This is a genomic window from Photobacterium sp. 53610 (assembly GCF_036409375.1).
Classification (GTDB): Bacteria; Pseudomonadota; Gammaproteobacteria; order Enterobacterales; family Vibrionaceae; genus Photobacterium.
The window spans coordinates 957,631-979,435 of the sequence record NZ_JAXOFS010000001.1; the positions used below are offsets into that span (position 1 = coordinate 957,631).

Annotated in this window: 17 protein-coding genes; 6 read left to right on the forward strand and 11 right to left on the reverse strand. The window is 51.5% G+C overall.

Annotated elements, in window-relative coordinates; translation table 11 throughout:
- Positions 1-7: 7 nt before the first annotated feature.
- Entirely contained in the window at positions 8-775 is a 768-nt protein-coding gene (locus tag SPK40_RS04370; protein WP_330959857.1) for an ABC transporter ATP-binding protein, read from the reverse strand.
- A 176-nt stretch (positions 776-951) separates the two neighbouring features.
- Between SPK40_RS04370 and SPK40_RS04375 the strand changes: the two genes are divergently transcribed.
- Positions 952-2,178: an MFS transporter gene (locus SPK40_RS04375; protein WP_330959554.1), complete on the forward strand. Its 1,227-nt coding sequence runs from the start codon at positions 952-954 to the stop codon at positions 2,176-2,178.
- An 89-nt stretch (positions 2,179-2,267) separates the two neighbouring features.
- Here SPK40_RS04375 and SPK40_RS04380 read toward each other — a convergent pair whose 3' ends face one another.
- The 4 genes from SPK40_RS04380 to ppsA form a co-directional block, all read right to left on the reverse strand.
- The gene (locus SPK40_RS04380; protein WP_330959555.1) at positions 2,268-2,609 is read right to left on the reverse strand and encodes a hypothetical protein; all 342 of its coding nucleotides are present in this window, start codon (positions 2,607-2,609) and stop codon (positions 2,268-2,270) included.
- A 19-nt stretch (positions 2,610-2,628) separates the two neighbouring features.
- A complete protein-coding gene (locus SPK40_RS04385; RefSeq protein ID WP_330959556.1) occupies positions 2,629-2,994 on the reverse strand; it encodes a hypothetical protein in 366 nt (121 codons plus the stop codon).
- Between the two features lie 363 nt (positions 2,995-3,357).
- A complete protein-coding gene (locus SPK40_RS04390) occupies positions 3,358-4,077 on the reverse strand; it encodes a hypothetical protein (RefSeq protein ID WP_330959557.1) in 720 nt (239 codons plus the stop codon).
- A 371-nt stretch (positions 4,078-4,448) separates the two neighbouring features.
- Entirely contained in the window at positions 4,449-6,812 is a 2,364-nt protein-coding gene (ppsA, locus tag SPK40_RS04395) for a phosphoenolpyruvate synthase (RefSeq protein WP_330959558.1), read from the reverse strand.
- A 220-nt stretch (positions 6,813-7,032) separates the two neighbouring features.
- On the opposite strand from ppsA, the gene ppsR reads away from it, so the two are divergent.
- Positions 7,033-7,866 (forward strand): posphoenolpyruvate synthetase regulatory kinase/phosphorylase PpsR, encoded by an 834-nt coding sequence (ppsR, locus tag SPK40_RS04400; protein WP_330959559.1) that lies wholly within the window; start codon positions 7,033-7,035, stop codon positions 7,864-7,866.
- A gap of 281 nt (positions 7,867-8,147) precedes the next feature.
- Complete coding sequence (locus tag SPK40_RS04405) at positions 8,148-8,894, forward strand: hypothetical protein (RefSeq protein ID WP_248140112.1); 747 nt, start codon at positions 8,148-8,150, stop codon at positions 8,892-8,894.
- Positions 8,895-9,226: 332 nt separating this feature from the next.
- On the opposite strand, the gene fruA is transcribed toward SPK40_RS04405, so the two are convergent.
- The 3 genes from fruA to fruB are packed head-to-tail and all read right to left on the reverse strand — an operon-like array spanning position 9,227 to position 13,135.
- A complete protein-coding gene (gene fruA, locus SPK40_RS04410) occupies positions 9,227-10,969 on the reverse strand; it encodes a PTS fructose transporter subunit IIBC (protein ID WP_330959560.1) in 1,743 nt (580 codons plus the stop codon).
- Positions 10,970-10,982: 13 nt separating this feature from the next.
- Positions 10,983-11,975: a 1-phosphofructokinase gene (pfkB, locus tag SPK40_RS04415; RefSeq protein ID WP_330959561.1), complete on the reverse strand. Its 993-nt coding sequence runs from the start codon at positions 11,973-11,975 to the stop codon at positions 10,983-10,985.
- A gap of 14 nt (positions 11,976-11,989) precedes the next feature.
- Positions 11,990-13,135 (reverse strand): fused PTS fructose transporter subunit IIA/HPr protein, encoded by a 1,146-nt coding sequence (gene fruB, locus SPK40_RS04420; protein WP_330959562.1) that lies wholly within the window; start codon positions 13,133-13,135, stop codon positions 11,990-11,992.
- Between the two features lie 276 nt (positions 13,136-13,411).
- Here fruB and cra point away from each other — a divergent pair, with 276 nt between their 5' ends.
- Complete coding sequence (gene cra, locus SPK40_RS04425) at positions 13,412-14,398, forward strand: catabolite repressor/activator (protein WP_248140104.1); 987 nt, start codon at positions 13,412-13,414, stop codon at positions 14,396-14,398.
- Positions 14,399-14,407: 9 nt separating this feature from the next.
- Here cra and SPK40_RS04430 read toward each other — a convergent pair whose 3' ends face one another.
- From SPK40_RS04430 to SPK40_RS04440, 3 genes are read right to left on the reverse strand one after another with little or no spacing between them, the layout of a single operon-like run.
- Complete coding sequence (locus SPK40_RS04430; protein WP_330959563.1) at positions 14,408-15,601, reverse strand: lipocalin-like domain-containing protein; 1,194 nt, start codon at positions 15,599-15,601, stop codon at positions 14,408-14,410.
- On the reverse strand, positions 15,601-18,066 hold the full coding sequence (locus tag SPK40_RS04435) for an ABC transporter permease (protein WP_330959564.1): 2,466 nt from the start codon (positions 18,064-18,066) through the stop codon (positions 15,601-15,603). Before SPK40_RS04435 ends, SPK40_RS04430 begins: the two co-directional genes overlap by 1 nt.
- The gene (locus SPK40_RS04440) at positions 18,047-18,718 is read right to left on the reverse strand and encodes an ABC transporter ATP-binding protein (protein WP_330959565.1); all 672 of its coding nucleotides are present in this window, start codon (positions 18,716-18,718) and stop codon (positions 18,047-18,049) included. The genes SPK40_RS04435 and SPK40_RS04440 overlap by 20 nt, the downstream gene beginning before the upstream one ends.
- A gap of 305 nt (positions 18,719-19,023) precedes the next feature.
- Between SPK40_RS04440 and acsA the strand changes: the two genes are divergently transcribed.
- A complete protein-coding gene (gene acsA / locus SPK40_RS04445; RefSeq protein WP_330959566.1) occupies positions 19,024-20,796 on the forward strand; it encodes an acetate--CoA ligase in 1,773 nt (590 codons plus the stop codon).
- Positions 20,793-21,782: a pyruvate dehydrogenase (acetyl-transferring) E1 component subunit alpha gene (gene pdhA / locus SPK40_RS04450; RefSeq protein WP_330959567.1), complete on the forward strand. Its 990-nt coding sequence runs from the start codon at positions 20,793-20,795 to the stop codon at positions 21,780-21,782. The genes acsA and pdhA overlap by 4 nt, the downstream gene beginning before the upstream one ends.
- The last annotated feature ends 23 nt before the right edge of the window (positions 21,783-21,805 follow it).

A 21,805-nucleotide genomic window follows, 5' to 3' on the forward strand; every position in this document is an offset into this window, starting at 1 on the left:
CTTGTTGTTATGGAATGTAGCTGATTGGCTGACCCGTTTGCGGATGAGCGAACAACGCCAGTTCCATACCATAAATATTTTTGAGGACCTCTGGAGTCATCATGGATTCTGGTGTGCCTTGTGCAATCACCTTACCTGAATGCAAGGCAATCAGATGATCACTGAATTTGGCCGCCATGTTGACGTCATGCAGCACCATAATGACCGTCAGCCCTAAACTTTCATTCAGTTCTCGGATCAAATGCAGCAGTTCATACTGATGCGCCACATCCAGTGCTGAAGTCGGTTCGTCCAGCAAAATACACTGGCTCTGCTGAGCAAGCAGCATCGCGACCCAGGCTCTTTGTCGCTCACCGCCAGAGAGTGTCGCCACAAAGCGATCGGCAAATGGGGTCAGACCGACCCGATCAATGGCCTCATCCACCAGGTCATAATCTTCCCGGCTGTAGCGGCCAAAAGCGCCCTTCCAGGGATAACGACCGAAACAAACGAGCTCCCGGACAGTCACGCCATCGGTGATCGGCGGATGTTGTGGCAGATAAGCCACATTGAGCGCGAAAGCTTTACTGTCGAGTTGATGAACCGGCTGATCATTCAGCAAAACCTGACCGGACGCAGGCACATTCTGTCGGCTGAGCAGCTTCATCAGGGTGGACTTGCCGCAGCCGTTATGGCCAAGCAAAGTCGTGACTTTTCCGGTTTCGAACATCAGTGAAGTGGGATGGAGAATCCTTTTCCCTTCCACATCAAAGGCGACATCAATGAGTTGGTACATGAATGCGGTAATGTGTTGCACAACAAAGTGCACGAACTGTACCACAGCCTACTGTGAATGATAATAGTTTTCACAATCATTATTTCGATGTAGGATACCCGTCACTTCTTTTAGTGAGAACACGAATAGTTCTCTTTTGTTTCATAAATCTCTGATTTTCCAGCCAGGAAGGGACCATGACCCACGATGCCAGCCGTACGCCACATCGACTTCATCTGACACTGATCGGACTCATCGCAGCCTTGATGGGCATCGGGCAAAACGGCCTGCTTGTTTCACTCCCCTTTCTCGTTGAACACTCAGCATTTGGCTTACCCACCTGGTCGATCGTGATTGCAATCGGCAGTTTCCTCTTTCTGCCCGCTGCGCCGTTCTGGGGCAGTTTCAGTGACCGGAACGGGCCAAAAACCGTTGTTCTTCAGGCACTGGCTGGGATGGCGGTCAGCTTCCTGTTGCTGCTGGTCTTCACTGCCCTCAGCAACGAATTCAGTGAACAGACTTATCTGTGGCTTGCCGGGCTTGTCGTTGCCCGTATCATTTATGGTTGTACCGTGGCTGGTATGGTGCCCGCCAGTCAGCACTGGGCAATTTTACTCTGCGGCAGCCAGAATCGCCTGCAGGCCATTACGTCAGTCAGTATCGGGTTGAGCACAGGCCGTTTGGTTGGCCCGCTACTGGCAATGGGCGCTCTGAAACTTCATACCTACGCCCCGCTGATGCTAATGGTCGCATTTCCGGTCATTGCTTTACTTGGTGCCTGCTGGCTGCCGAAACCAGCTTTCACTCCGAAAACAGATCAGACAACAACGCAACAGAAAACCCGCAAATTGCCTGACCTCACCCTAGTGCCGTTTCTCCTGACAGGATTACTGCTCTGCGCCGTTGTGGCATTACTGCAATACAGTCTGTCGCCCCTGATTGGTTCAATTACCGCATGGACCACAGATGAGATCAGTCAGGCCATTGGTTTATTACTGACGTTGAGCGCCGCATTTACCCTGCTGACACAGGTGCTGGTGATCAAAAAGAAAAAGCTGGACATCGAATCGATGTATCGTTTGGGCGGTATTGCCTTGCTGATCGGGTTTGTGCTTTTCCTCAACACCTCATTCTGGATCTTTACCATCGCTATGGTCGCCTCGGCTATTGGCGCAGCCTTACTGGTACCCGCCTACACCTCCATGGCAACCCAGACCAACCCGGATCAATCAGGTAAAATCGCCGGTTTGATTTCGATGTCACATACCCTGGGTTATGGTCTGGCCTCTCTGCTGGCGAGTACTGTGGTGATTTCTCCACAACTCCCGGTTTGGGTCTGTCTCGGGTTTTCAGTTTTGGTGGCCGGGATTGCGTTGACCCGGCGGAAGGATAAAGCCGTGGTGGATGTGGTTGAGGAGGGGTGACATAAAATAATTGAATGAAGGTACTTTTTATTTTCAATGGTTAATAAGCCCGCACTTGCGGGCTTACTTATAAAAATCATGAATCACTATTAGTCAAAGCTGATTGTTACTCGCTCAATGTCAACGTAATTGATATCACCTGTATAATCATCTTTTGAATCGGAGAATGTATCAGATGACAATTGTACTAAAATATCTTCGCCATCACTCAAATAATCTTCCGACCTAACATTTTTATCTGTATATATAGAGCGAATATCAAATGTTGAAGCTGTTTTTGCTTTAGCCATCTTAGTCAAGTACTTAATAAGAATTGGATCATCTTTATCTGAACCGACCAAAATATCTGTTTCTTTATCAGAATGATTCGCCAAAATTGGTTTAGGTAAGATATTAAAATTAACAACAGTCTTTCCATTGATCGATTCCAATTTAGCAGTTCCTAATTCCTCAACAACATATATAAGAAGAAGTCGAACTTTTTTCTTTGATTGCAGATTTATAGGCATCATAATTTATATTAGCTTTCCCATTAGTGAAAACAGCTGAAACAATAAAGTCATCAGTCTGTGTCAACTTCAAAGGATTTTCGATCTCAAATGCAACTTCAACTAAAAATACTTGCTGATCATTCAAAAACTCAGGAACTTCATTATAAAATTCAACCTGAACATTAATCCCTTCCGGCTTAACCACTTCCTCAGTCACACTTTCTTTCACGGATTCTTCAACCGCTTTTTTATCACTGTCATTCCAGTCACAACCAAATAAGCCCAGCGATGCCAACATGACGACGGATAATTTCTTTTTAAACATCTTTCTCTCTCGAAATGCAATTATTAAATGAAATCAGCAGGATCCACCTGTTGATGCACATAGGGTTTCACTGAGCAGATTGCATATCAATCTAGAGCTTTAACTCTATGCATAAGGATCACACCGCTTAGACAACAAGTGTGATACTGATGAGAGGTTTTGAAGATAAATTATTGATAATAAATATAAAGTGATGAATATTCACACAACTCTGATGCCTTGCTCTATGCAAAATTTTTTACAGTTAAAGTCCAGCCATGCTACCTCATGACCTTGATGACTTTTAAAACACCCTATGCATGATAAGCCTGTAAGCAAATAAGCCCGTATTTTCGGGCTTATTTTCACAATCACAAATTTAAATTAATCGAAACTGAAAGTAAAACGCTCGATATCAGCGTAATTAGCATCTTGTTGATAATCATCTTTCGGATCAAAGATGCTGTTAGAGTTCAACTGTACCACTGCGTCACCATTGATGAGATAATCTTCAGAACCTACTCGTGATGAATAATCTCTATAGCTTACTCCTGCATTCATCGCTGGCGCTTGTTTTGCTGCAGCTACTCTCGTCAGGTATTCATTCAGGGCTCGATCATCTTTATTAGAACCGATCAAAACATCCGTTTCTTTATCCTTCTCTGTTGCTAAAACTGGCTGTGGTAAAATATTGATGCTCACAACAGATTTACCATCAATCGTTTCTAACTTTGCCGTCCCCAGTTGTTCTACAACATAGTTTGAAGAAGAATCACCTTTCTTTTCTCTTATCGATGAATACTGATCAATACCAAACTCTATGCTAGATTTTTCGTTTGTAAATTTAGCAGTAATAGTAAAATCTTTTTCCGTTTCAATGAATCCTGAATTATCAATGTCAAAACCAAACCCAACCACCAGCTCTTGACGTTCAGTCAACAACTCCGGAACTTGATTATAGAGCTCCACCTGAACATTCAACCCTGCCGGTTTAACAACTTCCTCAGTCACATTCTCTTCAACCGCTTTTTTATCGTTGTCCGAGCCACAACCAAACAGACCCAGTGATGCCAACATGACGACGGATAATTTCTTTTTAAACATCTTTCTCTCTCGAAATGCAATTATTGAATGAAATCAGCAAGATCCGCCTGCTGATGCACATAGGGTTTCACTGAGCAGATTGCATATCAATCTAGTGTTTTTACTCTATGCATGCGGATCACATTGCTTAATCAACAAGTGTGATATCGAGGGAAAGATGAAATGATAAGTGATTGATAAGTAAAAGTAATATGATGAAAGATTGAACGCTCAGGATGCCTGTTATCACAAGCATCGAAACTATTCATATAGAACGATGTATATCGAAACAATGCACATAGAAACCATGCATTCAACGATGACTTGAGTGACAAAAAAGCCCGCGACTGGCGCGGGCTTTGATTCTTTATTTCAGCTTAGCTGACTTGTGCTTATTTCTTACCCAAGTGCAGCCAGGTTTCAACCACGGTATCCGGATTCAGGGAAACAGAGTCAATGCCCTGCTCCATCAGCCAGTCAGCCAGATCGTCATGGTCGGACGGGCCCTGACCACAGATGCCGACGTACTTCCCGGCTTTACGCGCTGCTTTAATGGCCATCGACAGCATGGCTTTCACCGCTTCGTTGCGCTCATCAAACATATGGGCGATTTCACCGGAGTCACGGTCCAGACCCAGCGTCAGCTGCGTCATATCGTTTGAACCAATGGAGAAACCATCGAAGTACTTCAGGAACTCTTCCGCCAGAATTGCGTTTGATGGCAGCTCGCACATCATGATGACTTTCAGGCCATTCTCGCCGCGACGCAGGTCGAATTTCGCCAGCAGGTCAATCACAGATGCCGCTTCGCTCACGGTGCGTACGAACGGAATCATGATTTCGACGTTGCGCAGACCCATGATGTTGCGAACACGTTTAATGGCTTCACATTCCAGAGCAAAACAGTCCTGGAACTGAGGCGACACGTAACGGGATGCACCACGGAAACCAATCATCGGGTTTTCTTCAACCGGTTCGAAATTCAAGCCGCCAACCAGATTGCGGTATTCGTTCGATTTGAAATCTGACATCCGAACGATCACGCGCTTCGGCCAGAATGCTGCAGCCAGCGTTGAGATCCCTTCGGTCAGTTTCTGAATGTAGAACTCAACCGGATCCGAGTAGCCCGCAATACGACGGTCAATTTCGGCTTTCAGCTCATCCGACTGCGCATCGTAATTCAGCAGTGCTTTCGGGTGAATACCGATCATCTTGTTGATGATGAATTCCAGACGCGCCAGGCCAACACCTTCATTTGGAATACAGGCAAAGTCGAATGCACGATCCGGGTTACCCACGTTCATCATCACTTTCAGCGGCAGTTCCGGCAGGTTATCGACTTCTGAACGACGGATTTCAAAATCCAGTTCGCCTTCGTAGATATAACCGGTTTCACCCTGTGCACAAGAAACGGTGACGGTTTGGCCATCCTTCAACAGTGACGTTGCATTGCCACAACCCACCACCGCCGGAATACCCAGCTCACGCGCGATGATCGCAGCGTGGCAGGTACGGCCACCGCGGTTGGTCACAATCGCAGCGGCTTTCTTCATCACAGGTTCCCAATCCGGGTCGGTCATGTCTGCCACCAGCACATCGCCAGGCTGAACCTGATCCATCTCGTCCAGATCGTTCACCACGCGAACCACACCAGTGCCGATGCGCTGGCCGATTGCACGACCTTCAACCAGAGACTTGCCCTGACCGTTCAGATGGAAGCGCTCCATCACGTTGGCGTCATCACGGGAACGCACAGTTTCCGGACGCGCCTGAACGATCAGCAGCTCACCCGTGATCCCATCTTTCGCCCACTCGATGTCCATCGGACGACCGTAGTGTTTTTCGATGATCATGGCTTGTTTTGCCAGTGATTCAATTTCGTCGTCAGTCAGCGAGAAGCTGTTTTGCTCAGCTGATGTGGTGTCCTGAATCACAACCTGAGTGCCCAGTTCCTTGCCTTCGCCGTAGATCATTTTCTGCATTTTCGAGCCGAGAGTACGGCGAACAACAGCAGGGTTTCCGGCTACCAGCGTTGGTTTGTGCACATAAAATTCGTCCGGGTTGACTGCGCCCTGCACGACCATTTCACCCAGACCCACAGATGAGGTGATGAAGACAACCTGATCGAAACCAGATTCGGTATCCAGGGTGAACATGACGCCAGAAGACGCTTTGTCAGAACGCACCATGCGCTGAATACCGGCAGACAGTGCAACACCTTTATGGTCAAAGCCCTGATGCACGCGGTAAGAAATAGCACGGTCGTTGAAAAGAGAAGCAAAAACGTGTTTCACAGCTTCGATGACAGAGTCGATGCCGCGCACGTTGAGGAAAGTTTCCTGCTGACCGGCGAAAGAGGCATCCGGCAGATCTTCTGCAGTTGCTGAAGAACGAACTGCAACAGACAGCATGTCGTCGCCTTCACCCAACTCCACGTAGCATTTGCGAATTTCCTGCTCCAGTTCAGCTGGCAGCGGAGCTTCGTAAACCCATTTACGAATCGTTTCACCCGCCTGTTTCAGCGCATTCACATCATCAACATCCAGCGTATCCAGCAGATCGTAAATGCGATCATTCAGGTGATTGGCTTCCAGGAACTGGTTGAATGCATAAGATGTTGTTGCGTAACCATTCGGTACTTTCACGCCTGCATTCGCGAGGTTAGCGACCATTTCGCCCAGCGATGCGTTCTTACCACCAACTTTATCAACATCATTCATCGATAAAGCGTCATACCAAACAACATTCTGTTGCACGGGAAGTCTCCTTGTATTGGATCAGCTGTATTGTGTGGGCAAACTCTCAACGAAAACGATTGCTTTAGCATTCAAAAAAAACTTGCTTCAGAATAGATTCCGTTCGAGACAAACTACTGGCAAAAGCTTGCTCAGCAGAACACTTACCCTGTAGGGTTATAGTTATAAATTGTTTGTCAGCCCCAATCGTTACAGGATCATTTAAAGGACTCAACTTATTATGCGCCGCAAATCTGATTTTCGTGATGTATTTTACGTTTCTGACGGCACAGCGATTACTTCTGAAACACTTGGTCATGCTGTACTGGGTCAATTCGATCTGGAGATTCGTCAAACGACCCTCCCTTTTGTAGAAACGATTGAACGCGCCCAGCAAGTAAAAGACAAAATTGATGCCGCCTACCGGGAATCCGGCATTGAACCGCTGGTGTTTTTTTCCATTGTGCTGCCCGACGTCAAAGCGGTCATCAACCAAAGCCAGGCAAAACTTTACGATGTGCTGGACGCACTGGTACAGCCGCTCAGCCAGGATCTGAACATGATGCCGAATGCCATGCTGGGTCGTTCGCACAGTATCAGCCGCGATGCGGCAAGCTACCAGGATCGGATTGCTGCGATCGAGTATACACTCGCCCATGACGATGGAATCTCTCTGAATAACTTGGAAAAGGCAGATATTATTCTGCTGGGTGTTTCCCGTTGCGGTAAAACACCAACCAGTCTTTATCTCGCGATGCAGTTCGGGATCCGGGCAGTGAACTATCCCTTCATTGCAGATGACATGAACAGCCTGAAACTGCCGAAAGAAATCGAACCTTACCGTTACAAAACCTACGGCCTGACCATTGATACCGAACGTCTGGTTACCATTCGTAATGAGCGGTATGCCAACAGTCAGTATGCCAGTGAAGATCAATGTGAGAGCGAGCTTGCTAAAGTAGAAGCCATGTTCCGCCGGGAAGCCATCCCCTATCTCAATACCACTTCGCTGTCAGTTGAAGAAATTTCAACCCGCTTACTGGACATCAGCGGTCTCAAACGCCGCATGTGTTAACAAAGTTATATTGATAATGTTATAAAATTAACGAAGCCATAGACTGCAACTATGGTTTCGTGATTCTCTTTGTTCGTTCGCCATTCCCTATCCACCCACCAAACATCTGCTTTTTCTCTTGCCGCTTGGGCTTGTCTCAGCTTTGAGAGCCAAAAAACCTCAAGAATTGAACTAATTAATGAAAACTTTTCTGACACCACTGAAATCCTCAAAAAAGCGCCATTCGTTGAAATATGCTTACTAATAAAAGAATAAATTAATCCCATTAGAGGTGGCAGACGATGAAGCCATTTTGGTGTTTCACTTTAAGTCTGGGGATTGCGCTCACAGTTTCAGCTTGTGGTGGTTCTGGCGGTTCGGGCAATGATGCAACCGGCAGCAGCAGCCAGCTGGATAAGCAGGCAAGACTGACATTTGTGAATACTGCGCGCGATCAGATTGATGTTTTTGTGAAAAATGGTTCTGATTCCGCGATTGCGGAGCTGTTCACGCAAGCCAATCTGAAACTTGGCCCGGTCAGTAACGAGTCCCATCGCGAGTATACCCATCAATGGGGCGGCAGTTCTGCTCTGGATATCAGCATCGGAATCTGGGACAGCAAATACCGGCTTGATGAAGAACCGGCACAAACCAATACCCTGCTGAACAGCGGTGAAGACTGGTGGGCTGTGGTCTGGCTCAACGGAGAAACCACCAACAGTTTTCAGGTAACATCCGTCCGCCGGGACCATGATGACGTCCCTGCCGACCAATACCGGTTCAGGGTCTTTTCGAACACAGATATTAAAATTGACTATGAATCCGCGACGGCTTCTGGTGCAACGAATGTCACGGCAGGCAAGGTTTCATCACCCATTTTGATGGCGAGCTGTAATGATCAATTTGAAATTTCGGCGACCAAAGGAGAAGCCGGAACCGGTCTTGAGCCCGTGCAGCTGGATTTGTGCGGCATACCGGATTTACAACCCGGCGATGCCTACCTGCTGATTACCAGTGATGATGAAATTCTCTATGCAGTTCAAGAATAAAGCGCAAAGCAGTCATCGCAGGGGGTATCAAGAGTCTATACAACAACATCAATGCATCACCGATGACATTGAGTGAATAATAATAATTGGGAAACATTGCGCATTCGCCTGACCGGCGACGTTTCATCGCACGGAGAGCCTACACAAAATAACGCGGTTGGTGTGCAAAGCTGTTCTGGATTGCGTTTTATTTGGGGATAACAGAATAGCAACGCAAGCATATCAAGCCCACAGATTCAGTAGGCAGCGGTGGCAAGCCCCGGGCATTCAATGCCCGGGGCTCTTTTCTTTTCAAATCTTGCAGCAACAGGTAGTTTAGTTTGCCGATTTCTTTATGCTGTCGCTAACTGTGCTTCTTCCGCCCGTTTCAGGAAAGCATAAGTTACGCCGGTCAGAATCGTCCCTGCTGCGATGGCAACCAGGTACATCAGCACAGGTGTGATCGCATTCGGGATAAAGAGGACGAACAGACCGCCGTGGGGCGCCATCAGTTTTGCACCAAACAGCATCGATAATGCTCCTGTCAGCGCACCACCAGCCATACAGCTTGGAATCACCCGCATCGGATCACGTGCTGCAAACGGAATGGCACCCTCTGAAATGAAGCACAATCCCAGCACAAATGAAGCTTTACCCGCTTCCTGTTCAGGCAGACTGAACTTGCGCTTCGCCAGAAAAGTTGCCAGTCCCATCCCCAGCGCAGGCACCATGCCCGCAGCCATGACCGCAGCCATCGGACCATATGTTTGCGATGCCAGTAAGCCGACACCAAAAGTGTACGCCGCTTTGTTCACCGGGCCGCCTAAATCAAAGCACATCATGCAGCCCAGCAAAATTCCCAGCAGCACCGCGTTCGCAGATCCCATGTTATTCAGAAATTCTGTTAAACCTGTCATCGCCGCTGAAACCGGACCACCGACAATATAAATCATAACCAGACCAGTGATCAGACTGGCGATCAGCGGAATAATCAGAATCGGCTTTAACGCTTCCATGGATGACGGCAAACTTACCTGTTCCGCCACCAGTTTGGCACTGTAACCCGCCAGGAAACCAGCAACGATCCCGCCAAGAAAACCAGCTCCGGTCGAACTGGCCAGCATACCGCCAATCAGACCCGGTGCCAGACCCGGACGGTCGGCAATCGAATAAGCAATATAACCCGCCAGCACCGGAATCATCAGGGCAAAGGCCGAACCACCACCGATTTTCATCAGCGCTGCAGCCAGTGTGCCTTCTTCTTTAAATGCTTCGATACCAAAGACAAACGACAATGCGATTGCCAGACCGCCGGCAACCACAAGCGGCAGCATATGGGAGACCCCGGTCATCAGGTGTTTATAGGGTCCGGCTTTTTCTTCTTTCGCGGGTTGTTCCGATGATGAACCAGACGCTTTGCCCTGATACACAGCAGCCGAGGCAAATGCGTGATCGATTTCATGCCGGGTTTTCTTCAGCGCAGCCCCTGTACTGGTTTTGTATAATTTTTTGCCCTGAAAACGATTCAGATCGACCTCGATATCCGCGGCGATAATCACCAGATCGGCTGCAGAAATATCCGCTTCAGTCAGCTGATTTTTTGCACCCACGGAGCCACGGGTTTCAACCTTGATGTCATATCCCTGACGTTTGGCTTCTTCTTCCAGCGCTTCTGCAGCCATAAACGTATGCGCAACACCGGTCGGACAAGCCGTAATGGCGACAATCCGTTGTGTGGCGGACGCTGAAATCGCGGTATCAGCTGAAGCGACGACAGGTGCCTCTTCCAGCACAGTTGCACTGGCAACTGCCTGTTCAAGAAAGCCTTTGGGATCGGCCAGACAGGCGGCCATTCTGCCCTGGTACAGTTTTTTACCCACAAACCGGTTCAGATCGACCGGGCAATCGGCAACCACCACCACAGCATCGGCCTGCGCAACCATTGCATCAGACAATGCCTGTACCGGAAGGATACTGGACAGACACTCAATCTCTGCCTGCCAGTTCAGGTCTTTTGCGGCTTGTTCCATCAGTCCCGCCGCAATCACTGTGTTTGCGATCCCGCTTGGGCAAGCGGTCAGTATTGCTATCTTCATGTCGTCACCTTTGTCATTCAACGTTCACGTTTTGGCCAACAGGCTGCTCGTTAAAAATCCGAACACTTTCCAGCGTTTGCTGCAGCACAGCCGCATCCGGTACGCCCACCCCAATCTGGGTGACTGCCAGCGCAGACAGAGCCGTTGCAAACTTCAGTGTTTCTTGTTTATTCCAGCGATTGAGTTCTCCCCAGCACAAACCAGCCACCAGGGTATCCCCCGCACCGACTGTACTGACGACCGTCATTTTTGGCGGCTGCGACTGCAACCAGCCCAATTCATCCAGCCACATCACCCCGTCTGCACCCAGGGACACCACAACATTGCGGATATCCTGCCGGTGAATGATTTCTGCAGCGGCCTGTAACTGAGACGGGGTTTCCAGCGCTTTTCCGCAAAGCGCAGACAACTCTTCATCATTGGGTTTCACCAGCCAGGGGGAAGCAAGGACGCCTGCTTTCAGCGCGTCATTACTGCTGTCAAAAAATACTTTTTTTTCCTTTGATTTCAGTCCTTTAATCCATTGCGCACAGGTCTCCGGACTCAAACCAACCGGCAGGCTTCCGGCAATCACGAATACCTCGTGCTGCTCAGCCAGTTCGAACAGTTTTTGCCCCATGGACGCAACATCATCTTCTGTCACCACGACACCCGGAAAATTGATGTCACTGACACGACCGCTGGCTTCAACCAGCTTGACGTTGATCCGGCTTGAACCCTGTACGCGGACAAAAGCATCTTCAATGCCAAACTGAGCAAAAAGCTCACAGAAGGGATCCTGATTCTCCGTGCCCAATAGTCCCGTCACGGTTACTGCGGCGCCAAGTTCAGCCAGAACCCGGGCCACATTGACCCCCTTTCCGGCCGGATGCAGAGAGCTTTGCGCGATCAGATTGACTGTGCCCGGCTCCAGCAAAGCAAGGTTGCCGGTTAAATCCAGCGCCGGATTCAAATTCACGGCCACGACTTTGGGCTTCGCTGCGATATTTGTTGTCTGGATGTTCATTGATTTGCCCTCTCTTATTTGCCTTCACCCAGCCCCGCCGCAATAGCATCACCAATCGCGTTCAGCGCCTGAGTTGCATCCGCACCGTCTGCAGTGAACTCCAGCTCATGACCGTGTTTCACGCCCAGCGCAATCACTTTCATCAGGCTTTTCGCGTTCACAGCAGCCCCGTCCCCCTGAAGATTGCGAACCTGTATCGCCGACTCAAATTTCTTGGCGACGCTCACCAGCATGGCACCCGGACGGGCATGCAGACCATGCGCGTTGCGAATTTGATACACCGCGGAATTTGCATCCTCACCCGCCTGAACCCCGGATTCATTGACTTCAGATTCAATCAGGAGGGAAGGCAGTTTCGCAGCTTCGGTTTCAAACAAGACTTGCAGCTGCTGCTGATACAGCCATTTCGAAATCAGCTTCAGCGGCTTTTGATAAGTGCCGTTTCCAGCAGCAATCATCAGCAGACCTTTCACTGGCTTGTCCTGATGCGCTGCATCTTGTGACGGCGTCACAAATGACAATGTGGTGCGCGAAACATCCTGACTGCTTTTTGCCAGCCACAAACCCTGCCCCAGATACGACGGGTCACTGGCAATCACATCAGCCACGAATCCATGGCCCGCGGCCTGGCGATTTTTAATCAAACCTGCTGCGACCGCTGTCAGCTGAAGTAAATCAGTCGCCGGAAAATTCAGCGCAATCAACCCGGCATCAAAATCCGCTTCAAGCTGAGTTTCGCCATTCAGCAAGGCAATCAGGGCATCTTCACTGCTGCACTGCTGAATTTGTTCAGCAACCCCATCGGCCGACAGCACCTTGGTCAGTTGCTTCAGAATGCCGAGATGTTCATCAGACTTCGCCGCAATCCCAATCGCCAGATACACAATGTTACCGTCTCCCCAATCGACCCCCTGAGGGAAATGGTGGATTTTCACTCCGGTCTGATTGACCAGATCACGGGTATCGGTTGTGCCATGAGGAATCGCAATGCCGCTGCCCAGAAATGTGGAATTCTGGGCTTCACGGGCCAGCATACCTTTGACATAGCCTTCGGCCACCAGCCCCTGTCGGGTCAGTTCGCCCGCCAGGGCAGAAATTGCAGCGGTTTTATCATTGGCTGACTGATTCAGCGCAATGTCTTGTCGCGTTAGTGACAACATCGGTTCACTCCCCTCGTTTGCTGACCGGCTCTGTTGACCGGATTTACTGAGTGCTTCGCTTGAATCCACCGGAAGCTGAAACGATTCAGCAAGCCGGGAAATAAAAAGTTTCAGCGATGTACCAGTGAGTATAGAATAAGCTTGAATACAGTGCTGAAACCTTTCAGCTATCATGCTGGATCGATTCAGCAAGAATTGCAAACAATGGACTTTCGAGCCGGTTTCAATCTATGATCCAAACCACACTTTCCCTGATTTTTCGAGTAAATACACAAGATGAAGCTAGATGAAATTGCCCGGCTGGCGGGGGTTTCCAAGACCACGGCAAGCTACGTGATCAATGGTAAAGCCAGTCAGTACCGGATCAGCGAGAAAACCCAGCAGAAAGTGATGGCTGTAGTCGAAGAACACAATTTCAGGCCGGATCACGCCGCCAGTGCCCTTCGGGCAGGCAGCTCCCGTTCTCTGGGCCTGATCATTCCGGATCTGGAAAACAGCAGTTATGCCAAATTGGCAAAGCTGCTCGAAAGAGATGCCCGTAAAGCTGGCTATCAGCTGATGATCAGCTGCTCCGATGATGAACCGGAGACAGAAATGAAAGTGGCCCAGACGTTAGTCGCCCGCCGGATTGATGCGCTGATCGTTGCCAGCAGCCTGCCTGCTGACCATCCCTTCTATCGCGAGATACAGACTGCCGGCGTGCCGGTGATCGCCATTGACCGGGGACTGGATGATGAGTTCTTTGCCTGCGTGATCAGCGAAGATCACGACGGTGCTTATGCACTGACCAAACAACTGATTCAACCACACACTCAATCCATCGGTCTGATCGGCGCCGTGCCCGAACTGGGCATTTCTCAGCAACGTGAGCTGGGGTTCAAAGCCGCCATCCGGGATCTGGGCAACACAGCGCTCTCGGCGAAAACCCTGTATGGCGAGCACTTCAGTCCGGAAGAAGGACAGCGCCTGTTACAACAGTGGATTCAGGAAGATGCCGTCCCCGACAGCATTCTGATCACCTCTTACACCCTGTTTGAAGGCATGCTGGACTGCTTGCTGTCTCACCCGGAGCTCATGAAAACCACTCAGCTGGCGACCTTTGGTGATCACCGCCTGCTGGATTTTCTGCCGATGCGGATTCATTCTCTGCCCCAGCAGTTCGAAGACATTGCCGACAGTGCACTGGAACTCGCCCTGAATGCCACGGCAGGACGTTACCGCGCCGGTGTGGAAGTGATTCCGCGCCAGTTAAAAGTGCGTTAAGTTTTTTCATCAGTAGCCCGTCAGTTCCATGAACCCCTGCCCGGTGTGACTGCCGGTTACCGTCACCGGGCCTTCCCAATAGGGAAAAAGAAACGGCAGCAGCTGATCGTCGCGCCGGGCCTGAACATCCAGCTCGATGTGTTGTTCGGGCACCACCAGATGCCAGCGCACCGGAAATTCACGTTCAGTCTGGTTGTCGGTTCCCGGCGTTTCAGCGCCTTGGATTTCAGTTCCTTGGCTTGCACTTCGTAATGTTGCCATTCGTATTGGTGTCATGCGGGCTTTTCCTTGAGTGATCCGGATGCTTCGGCCATCCGGCCAGCTCAGACTGCCAAACACAAAAGACGGATGTTTGCGACTGCGTAGCTGATAGAGCATCAGTGCTCTGCCATCGTCCAGATGAATTGAAAACCAGTCCCAGCCCTGCTGGTGTTCAGACATCGCCTGGCTGCTCCACTCGCGATCGAACCATCCTTCCCCTTTCACTTTGTACAGCTCGCCATCCAGGCGAATCTCACCATCGATGTTCAGGAAAGGCATACTGTAGTAGTAAGAAGCCAGCCGCGGATCTGCCGGATCCTTCTGGCTGTAACCGGCTTCCCCTTGCAGGACCCGATTGCCAAAGCTGTGCATTTTCAGCATCACATCCATATTGTGATCACGGAAAGTTAAAGTCCCCGGGAATGGCGATGCCGCCTGTCTTTTCCCCTGTTCTTGCCCCTGCCACCGCCAGTTATCGAGCCACAAGGTGAATGGTTCTGCCGTCACACCCGCCTGCCCGATACCGCCGCGTGCAAAGCGTTCCGCCTGCCAGCGTTTCTGCGCCGTCGTGACCACAGCATGGGCCATAAAACGCTGCGGACTCTGCCACCCCGTCGCCTGGACATCGCCCTGATTCGGCCGGGCTGACGTCCGGAACAACGTCCATTGCACTGCGATCCACTGGCCGGAATCAGACATCAGATTGGCCGTCAGGTACCACCATTCCGTCCGGAAGCCGGGATGGCTGAGATGATCCTGAGGGAAAATCAGCGGCTTCCCTGGGGTCACCTGCTCAAACCCGGCATCGTTCTGCTGAGACAGTATGACCAGTGAATTGTTTTCCCGGGAATCAGGCTCACAGCCGAACAATAACAGGATCAACAGGAACAGGCTCAGCAACCCGAACATATAACGCCTCAGCCAGATTCTCAGTCTCGGCATCAGAATGCCTCCCGCAACGATAACATGGCAGAGCGTCTCACCAGCCGCCAGACGGGCCACGCGCCAGCCAGCAGGAGAGCTGCCAGTGCGGTGCCAAGCGAAAACAGATACTGCAAAGGGAAGAAGCGAACCGGCATGGTCCAGCCAAAGGAATATTTCAGCACCACATCAATCAGCAACTGGGCCAGGAGCAAACCCAGCGGCAAAGCAATCAGCGCTGTCATGGCACCAATCGCCAGCAGCTGTCCACCCCCCAGTAATGCCAGTTCTTTGCCGGTCATGCCCATACAACGCAGTAAGGCAAACTGCCGTTGCCGGGAAATTTCACCTGCAATCGTGGCAATGAACAAACCGCCCACAGCAACGAACAACGTCAGTTTGCCCAGCGTTGCTGTCACAATAAAGGTCCGGTCAAACACCGCCATGGCCTGATTCATGATCTGATTGTTATCACGCACCTGACTGGCCTTCAGACCGAAGCGGCCAACAATGTGATTCATCACGCTCTGAATCTCTTTCTCGTTATGGAGATGAATTGCCAAACTGACTTTCCCCTCCCGTTGAAAAAGGGTGTGCCACACAGGCTCAGCCACCACAATCTGCCCATAAGGGTTACCGTAATCGTAATACACGCCTGCGAGACGCCAGCCCTGCCCCAGTCTTGGTGGTAAATCGACGGTCTGGCCGGGCACCCACTGATTTCTCAGTGCAAGCGATTCGCTGGCAAGAAAGATTTTATCCGGTCCCTGACGGTGCAGTAACGACCAGTAATCATCCAGTGCCGCTTTGACTGGCAGGGCCTGTTTTTCTCCAGCCGATGACCCGATACTGAAGACCTGTAACGGTTGTTCGTAACGGTCCCCGGTGATTTCCTGACGCCATCGCCACCACACGGCTTTGACCTGTGGTTGTTTGACTGCCCAGCGGGCAATTGAAGCGGCCTGATGTGTGGACGGCTGAATATAAAGATCAGCGGCCAGCCGTTGCCCGAGCCAGTTTTGCGTTGCCAGCCGAAAACTGCCCACCATGGTATCCATCCCGATCGTGGCAGCCAGTGCCAGCATAAATGCCATGGCTGCGACGCCCCGGTAACTCAGACTGGCTGCAGCATCACTGAAAAACCAGCGGACCCGTGGTGAACGAATCCATTTCGCCAGCCCTTTAAACACGGCCCATAACAGAAATGGCATCAACAGTCCGGCCGCCGCCAGCAGACAGCCGATCAACGCAAACCCGGCGAACTGGTTGTGTTCCAGAAAATAAATCATCACGGCAGCCATGATGAACAATGCTGCCATCAATGCCTGCCAGATGAACTCACGCCAGCTGCCTCTGACCATCGTCATATGTGCCGTCAGCCGGGCCGGTTGTGTGCGGATCAGCCGCACCAGTGGCCAGCCGCAGGCCAGCACAGTGCCGCCAAGGGCAATCACCAGACTGAGCGCCCCCCATTGCCAGTGCCATCCAGTCGTTAACGCAATATTGGCCTGATAAAGGTCGCTGAGCGTTGCTGCGACCGACGGCAACAGCTTTTGCGCCAGAAACAACCCCAGTACATTCCCGCCCACCACACCAATCACCAGCCAGAGCATCAGCTCAACACACAAGGCTTTCGCCAGTTGCGATCCGGATACGCCGTTCTGGCAAAGCAGACCGACCAGAAACTGACGCTGCGTGAGTGACAGCGACATGGCCTGATAAAAGATAAACAGGCCCACGATGAAAGCCAGCATGCCCATGGCAAATAAGTTGAGATGAAAGGCCCGGGTCAGAGGTTCCAGATGCGCATGATCATTTTCGGTCAGGATCAGCCCGCCCGGCAGCAACTGACTGATGTCCTGTTGCTCATCCTGCCTTAACTGACCGCAGAACACGGCGGTAAACCCAGAGCGGGGAAACAACTGCCGCACCAGCCCCATGTCGGCCAGCAGACGTGCGCCATGAATCCGGTCATCATTGACAATCGCCAGCTGACCGACCTCACGCCCCGTATTCAGCGTGAGCCGCTGACCGTTGGTTAACTGTTTGATTTGTGCCAGTTGACGGCTGATCCAAATCTGCCCCGGCGTCTGACTCAAAGCGACAGACTGAGCCGATTCGCTGCGCGACGAAGCAAACGGCATCATGACAAAAGGATCAATGCCCACCAGCGTCAGGGGACCGGCTTCGGCTGTCTCGATGCGGTGCATTTCATAGGGCACGCATTGGGTATAGCCCATTCGCCGCAGTTGAATATACAGCCCCTGCGGCACTGTCATCCCGGCCTGCTGATGGCGAATGGCATACCGGAACGGCGTTTTGAACAGCATTTCTCCGGCCCGGTAACTTGTTCTGGCCTGCTGGTTGACCGCCAGTACTCCCACCAGCAGTGCAATCCCCATGACCAGTCCGAGCAGGAGCAGCACCATCTGCAAAGGATGACGCCGGTAATGGCCCCAGAGTGCATTAAAGACCGGGTTGCGCATTCAGCACGCCCCCTTTCAGCATCACCCGGCCATTCATGTAAGACGCCACCTGATGACTGTGCGTCACCAGTAGCAATGAACAATTCAATTGTCTGGTCAGGCCCGTCAGCAGCCGCATCACCGCCTGTGCATTCCGCTCATCCAGGCTGCCGGTCGGTTCATCAGCCAGCAGAATATCCGGCTCCATATACAATGCACGGGCAATCGCTGCCCGTTGCTGCTGTCCGCCTGACATCTCTTCCGGATATCGCTTGAGTAAGGGTTTCAGATCCAGTGCCGACACAATATTGCGCCAGAGCTCCTGCTGATCCGGCAGTCCCTTCAGCTGACGGCAAAACTGAATATTGTCCTGTGTGGTTAAGGTGGGCAGTAAATTAAACTGCTGAAAAATCAGCCCGATATGATGCCGACGGAAAGCCGTCCGGGCCCGTTCTGAGATTGCATGCAGCGGGGTGTCCGCCAGCCAGATTTCGCCCTGATCGACCCGATCCAACCCGGCAATCAGATTCAGCAGTGTACTCTTGCCGGAACCGCTCTCGCCCATCAGCGCCACCTGTTCTCCCCGGTCGAGCGTCAGCGCAGCTCCCTGAAGTACGGAGTGAAACTCGTTGCCATCCTGATACCCTTTACAGAGATCAACAAGTCGTAGCATGCCCGCCTCCGTGGATGAAACAAAGATCGCCCTTTAGAACAAAGCTGCGGCTTATCAGCCTGAAATCCATGTATTTTCAGATAATTATTTTAGAACAGAAGGTTCAGGAAATAAGTGTAGTCCATCGCCTGATGCTCCGGCGGGCGATTGGGTCCGTAACATCTGTGCCCAGGACACTGATTCACAGCTTGTCTCACAGGCTCGACCGCATCCTCACGTTGAAGCCAACTATCCTTATACAGCAACTTCGGTATTCCAGATGAAATGACATCGACGCCGCCAGGCTTTATCAGGGGAAAGCAGAGATGGCTGTTCCGATTATCAAAAAACCAGCAAATGCCGCGGCTGCCAATCTGGCCGACTATCAGCAATGCTGCAACGAATTTACCGATTTCTGTTCGGACAATGCCGCTTCAGGTGGACCGCAATTGAAAACGCTGCCGGGCGGCGGGCTGAATATCTGTTATCAGGCGCTAGACAGCCACTTGAACAGCCCGGTGGCAGACAAGCTGGCCATCCGATGGATCAGCAAAAATGATGAGATTCTTGATTACAGTTACCGCGATCTGTGTCAGCTCACCAGCCGTTTTGCCAGCGTTCTTCACACGTTAAATTTACCAACCGGCGCGCGTATTTTCAGTTTGCTCGGTCGCCGGCCTGAACTTTATATCGCCGCGCTAGGCACCTTAAAAGCAGGCTGTGTTTTTACCCCGCTGTTCTCGGCCTTCGGCCCCGAGCCGATTCAATCCCGGATGGACATCGGGGAAGCCCAGCTTCTGCTGACCACCCGCAGCCTGTACCGGAAAAAAGTAAAATCGTGGCGGCAATCCCTGCCAAGTCTGAAAGCGGTCATCCTGATTGATGGCGAACCGGATGACGAACCAGACTGTCATTTATGGTCCGAGCTTATGCAGCAGGCCGACCCTGACTTCCCTTGTGCAGAAACCCAACCTGAAGACATGGCGCTGCTGCACTTTACCAGCGGGACAACCGGTCAGCCCAAAGGGGTCATCCACGTCCATCAGGCGGTGGCCTATCATCAGTTATCCGCCTTTTGGGCGCTGGATCTGAAACCCTCAGACACCTTCTGGTGCACCGCCGATCCGGGCTGGGTCACCGGTACTTCTTACGGCATCATCGCGCCGCTGTGTTTAGGCGTCACGATGATCATCGATGAAGCCGAATTTGACGTCGAGCGCTGGTATCGCCTGCTCCAGCAACAGCAGGTGACCGTCTGGTATACCGCGCCGACAGCCATCCGGATGCTGATGAAAGCCGGGCTGGCGATCAGGAATCAGTACGATCTGTCCGCGCTGCGCTTTATTGCCAGTGTCGGGGAACCGCTTAATCCTGAAGCAGTTATTTGGGGACAGACCGCCTTCTCGATGCCTTTTCACGACAACTGGTGGCAAACCGAAACCGGCGGCATCATGATTGCCAACCTAGCCAGTCAGGACATCAAACCCGGTTCCATGGGGCGCCCTCTGCCCGGGATTCAGGCCGCCATCATCGGCCACCAGGACGATGGCACCAGCCAGATCATTTCCGCACCAATGCAGGTCGGTGAACTGGCACTGAAACCCGGCTGGCCCGCCATGTTTCGCGGTTACCTGCATCAGGAAGAAAAATACCGCCACTGCTTTGCCAACGGCTGGTACCTCAGCGGCGATTTAGCCATGAGAGATGAAGACGGCTACTTCTGGTTTGTCGGACGCAAGGATGATCTCATCAAGTCATCCGGACATCTGATTGGCCCGTTCGAAGTAGAAAGTGCCCTGATGGAGCATGAAGCCGTGGCTGAAGCCGGAGTAATTGGCAAACCCGATCCGGTTGCCGGTGAAATCGTCAAAGCCTTTGTCACCCTCAAACCCGGGTTTACGCCCGATGAAACCCTGCAAAAAACCTTACTTGGTTTTGCCCGCCAGCATCTGGGGGCGACCGTTGCGCCCAAAGAGATTGTTTTTCGTCGCAACCTGCCGAAAACCCGCAGCGGTAAAATCATGCGCAGGCTGCTCAAAGCCCGTGAACTCGGCTTGCCCGAAGGTGATCTTTCAACTCTGGAGAGCGACGAACAATGACCAGCAGACTCCATATCAACCGCGCCCACTTACTGCGTCAGCTCAAACAGATGTTGCGGATCCGACGCTTTGAGGAAAAATGTGCCGAACTGTATGCGCTGGAAAAAATTCGCGGCTTTCTGCATCTCTATATCGGTGAAGAAGCCATTGCGGTCGGGGTCATGAGTGTGCTCAGTGCCGATGATCAGGTCGTTGCGACCTACAGAGAACACGGCCACGCGCTGGCCCGCGGCGTCAGTATGGGCAGTGTTCTGTCAGAAATGTATGGCCGGACCACAGGATGCAGTCGCGGACGCGGCGGATCCATGCACCTGTTTGACCGCGCAACGCATTTTTACGGCGGAAATGCCATTGTCGGCGGTGGCCTGCCGCTGGCAACCGGGCTGGCACTGGCAAACAAAAAAATGCAGCGCACCGCCCTGACCGCCTGCTTTTTCGGTGAGGGTGCCGTTGCCGAGGGTGAGTTTCATGAAAGCCTGAATCTGGCAGCGTTGTGGCAGTTACCGGTGCTGTTTATCTGTGAGAACAACAACTATGCCATGGGCACCGCACTGACCCTGTCTGAATCGGAAACCAATATCGCCAGAAAGGCCGACAGTTACGGCATCGCCGCCGCACAGGTAGATGGCATGAATGTGGTGGATGTGGAAGCCGCCACCCTTGAAGCAACTGAGTACATCCACACACAACAGAAACCTTATCTGCTTGAATGCAAAACCTATCGTTTTCGGGGCCACTCCAGCTTCGACAGCCAGCTCTACCGTGCAAAAGAAGAAGTGGCGCTGTGGGAAGAAAAAGGCCCGGTCAGACAACTGGTGCAATGGATGAGAAACAACAGTCATTTGCTGGACAGTGAACTGGATGACATCGAAAAAGACGTTGACAAAGAAATTCAGGCTGCGGTCCGTTTTGCTGAAGCCGGTGAGTGGGAACCGGTGGAAGATTTGTCCCGGGATGTCTACAGCCCCCGGCAGACCCACCGTTAAGTCGATTTACGGGAAGGACATTT

Coding starts and splice junctions, on each gene's coding strand:
- SPK40_RS04370 (WP_330959857.1), bottom strand. CDS start 775: ATGTACCAACTCATTGATGTCGCCTTTGATGTGGAAGGGAAAAGGATT.
- SPK40_RS04375 (WP_330959554.1), top strand. CDS start 952: ATGACCCACGATGCCAGCCGTACGCCACATCGACTTCATCTGACACTG.
- SPK40_RS04385 (WP_330959556.1), bottom strand. CDS start 2,994: ATGTTTAAAAAGAAATTATCCGTCGTCATGTTGGCATCGCTGGGCTTA.
- SPK40_RS04390 (WP_330959557.1), bottom strand. CDS start 4,077: ATGTTTAAAAAGAAATTATCCGTCGTCATGTTGGCATCACTGGGTCTG.
- ppsR (WP_330959559.1), top strand. CDS start 7,033: ATGCGCCGCAAATCTGATTTTCGTGATGTATTTTACGTTTCTGACGGC.
- SPK40_RS04405 (WP_248140112.1), top strand. CDS start 8,148: ATGAAGCCATTTTGGTGTTTCACTTTAAGTCTGGGGATTGCGCTCACA.
- fruA (WP_330959560.1), bottom strand. CDS start 10,969: ATGAAGATAGCAATACTGACCGCTTGCCCAAGCGGGATCGCAAACACA.
- pfkB (WP_330959561.1), bottom strand. CDS start 11,975: ATGAACATCCAGACAACAAATATCGCAGCGAAGCCCAAAGTCGTGGCC.
- fruB (WP_330959562.1), bottom strand. CDS start 13,135: ATGTTGTCACTAACGCGACAAGACATTGCGCTGAATCAGTCAGCCAAT.
- cra (WP_248140104.1), top strand. CDS start 13,412: ATGAAGCTAGATGAAATTGCCCGGCTGGCGGGGGTTTCCAAGACCACG.
- SPK40_RS04430 (WP_330959563.1), bottom strand. CDS start 15,601: ATGCCGAGACTGAGAATCTGGCTGAGGCGTTATATGTTCGGGTTGCTG.
- SPK40_RS04435 (WP_330959564.1), bottom strand. CDS start 18,066: ATGCGCAACCCGGTCTTTAATGCACTCTGGGGCCATTACCGGCGTCAT.
- SPK40_RS04440 (WP_330959565.1), bottom strand. CDS start 18,718: ATGCTACGACTTGTTGATCTCTGTAAAGGGTATCAGGATGGCAACGAG.
- acsA (WP_330959566.1), top strand. CDS start 19,024: ATGGCTGTTCCGATTATCAAAAAACCAGCAAATGCCGCGGCTGCCAAT.
- pdhA (WP_330959567.1), top strand. CDS start 20,793: ATGACCAGCAGACTCCATATCAACCGCGCCCACTTACTGCGTCAGCTC.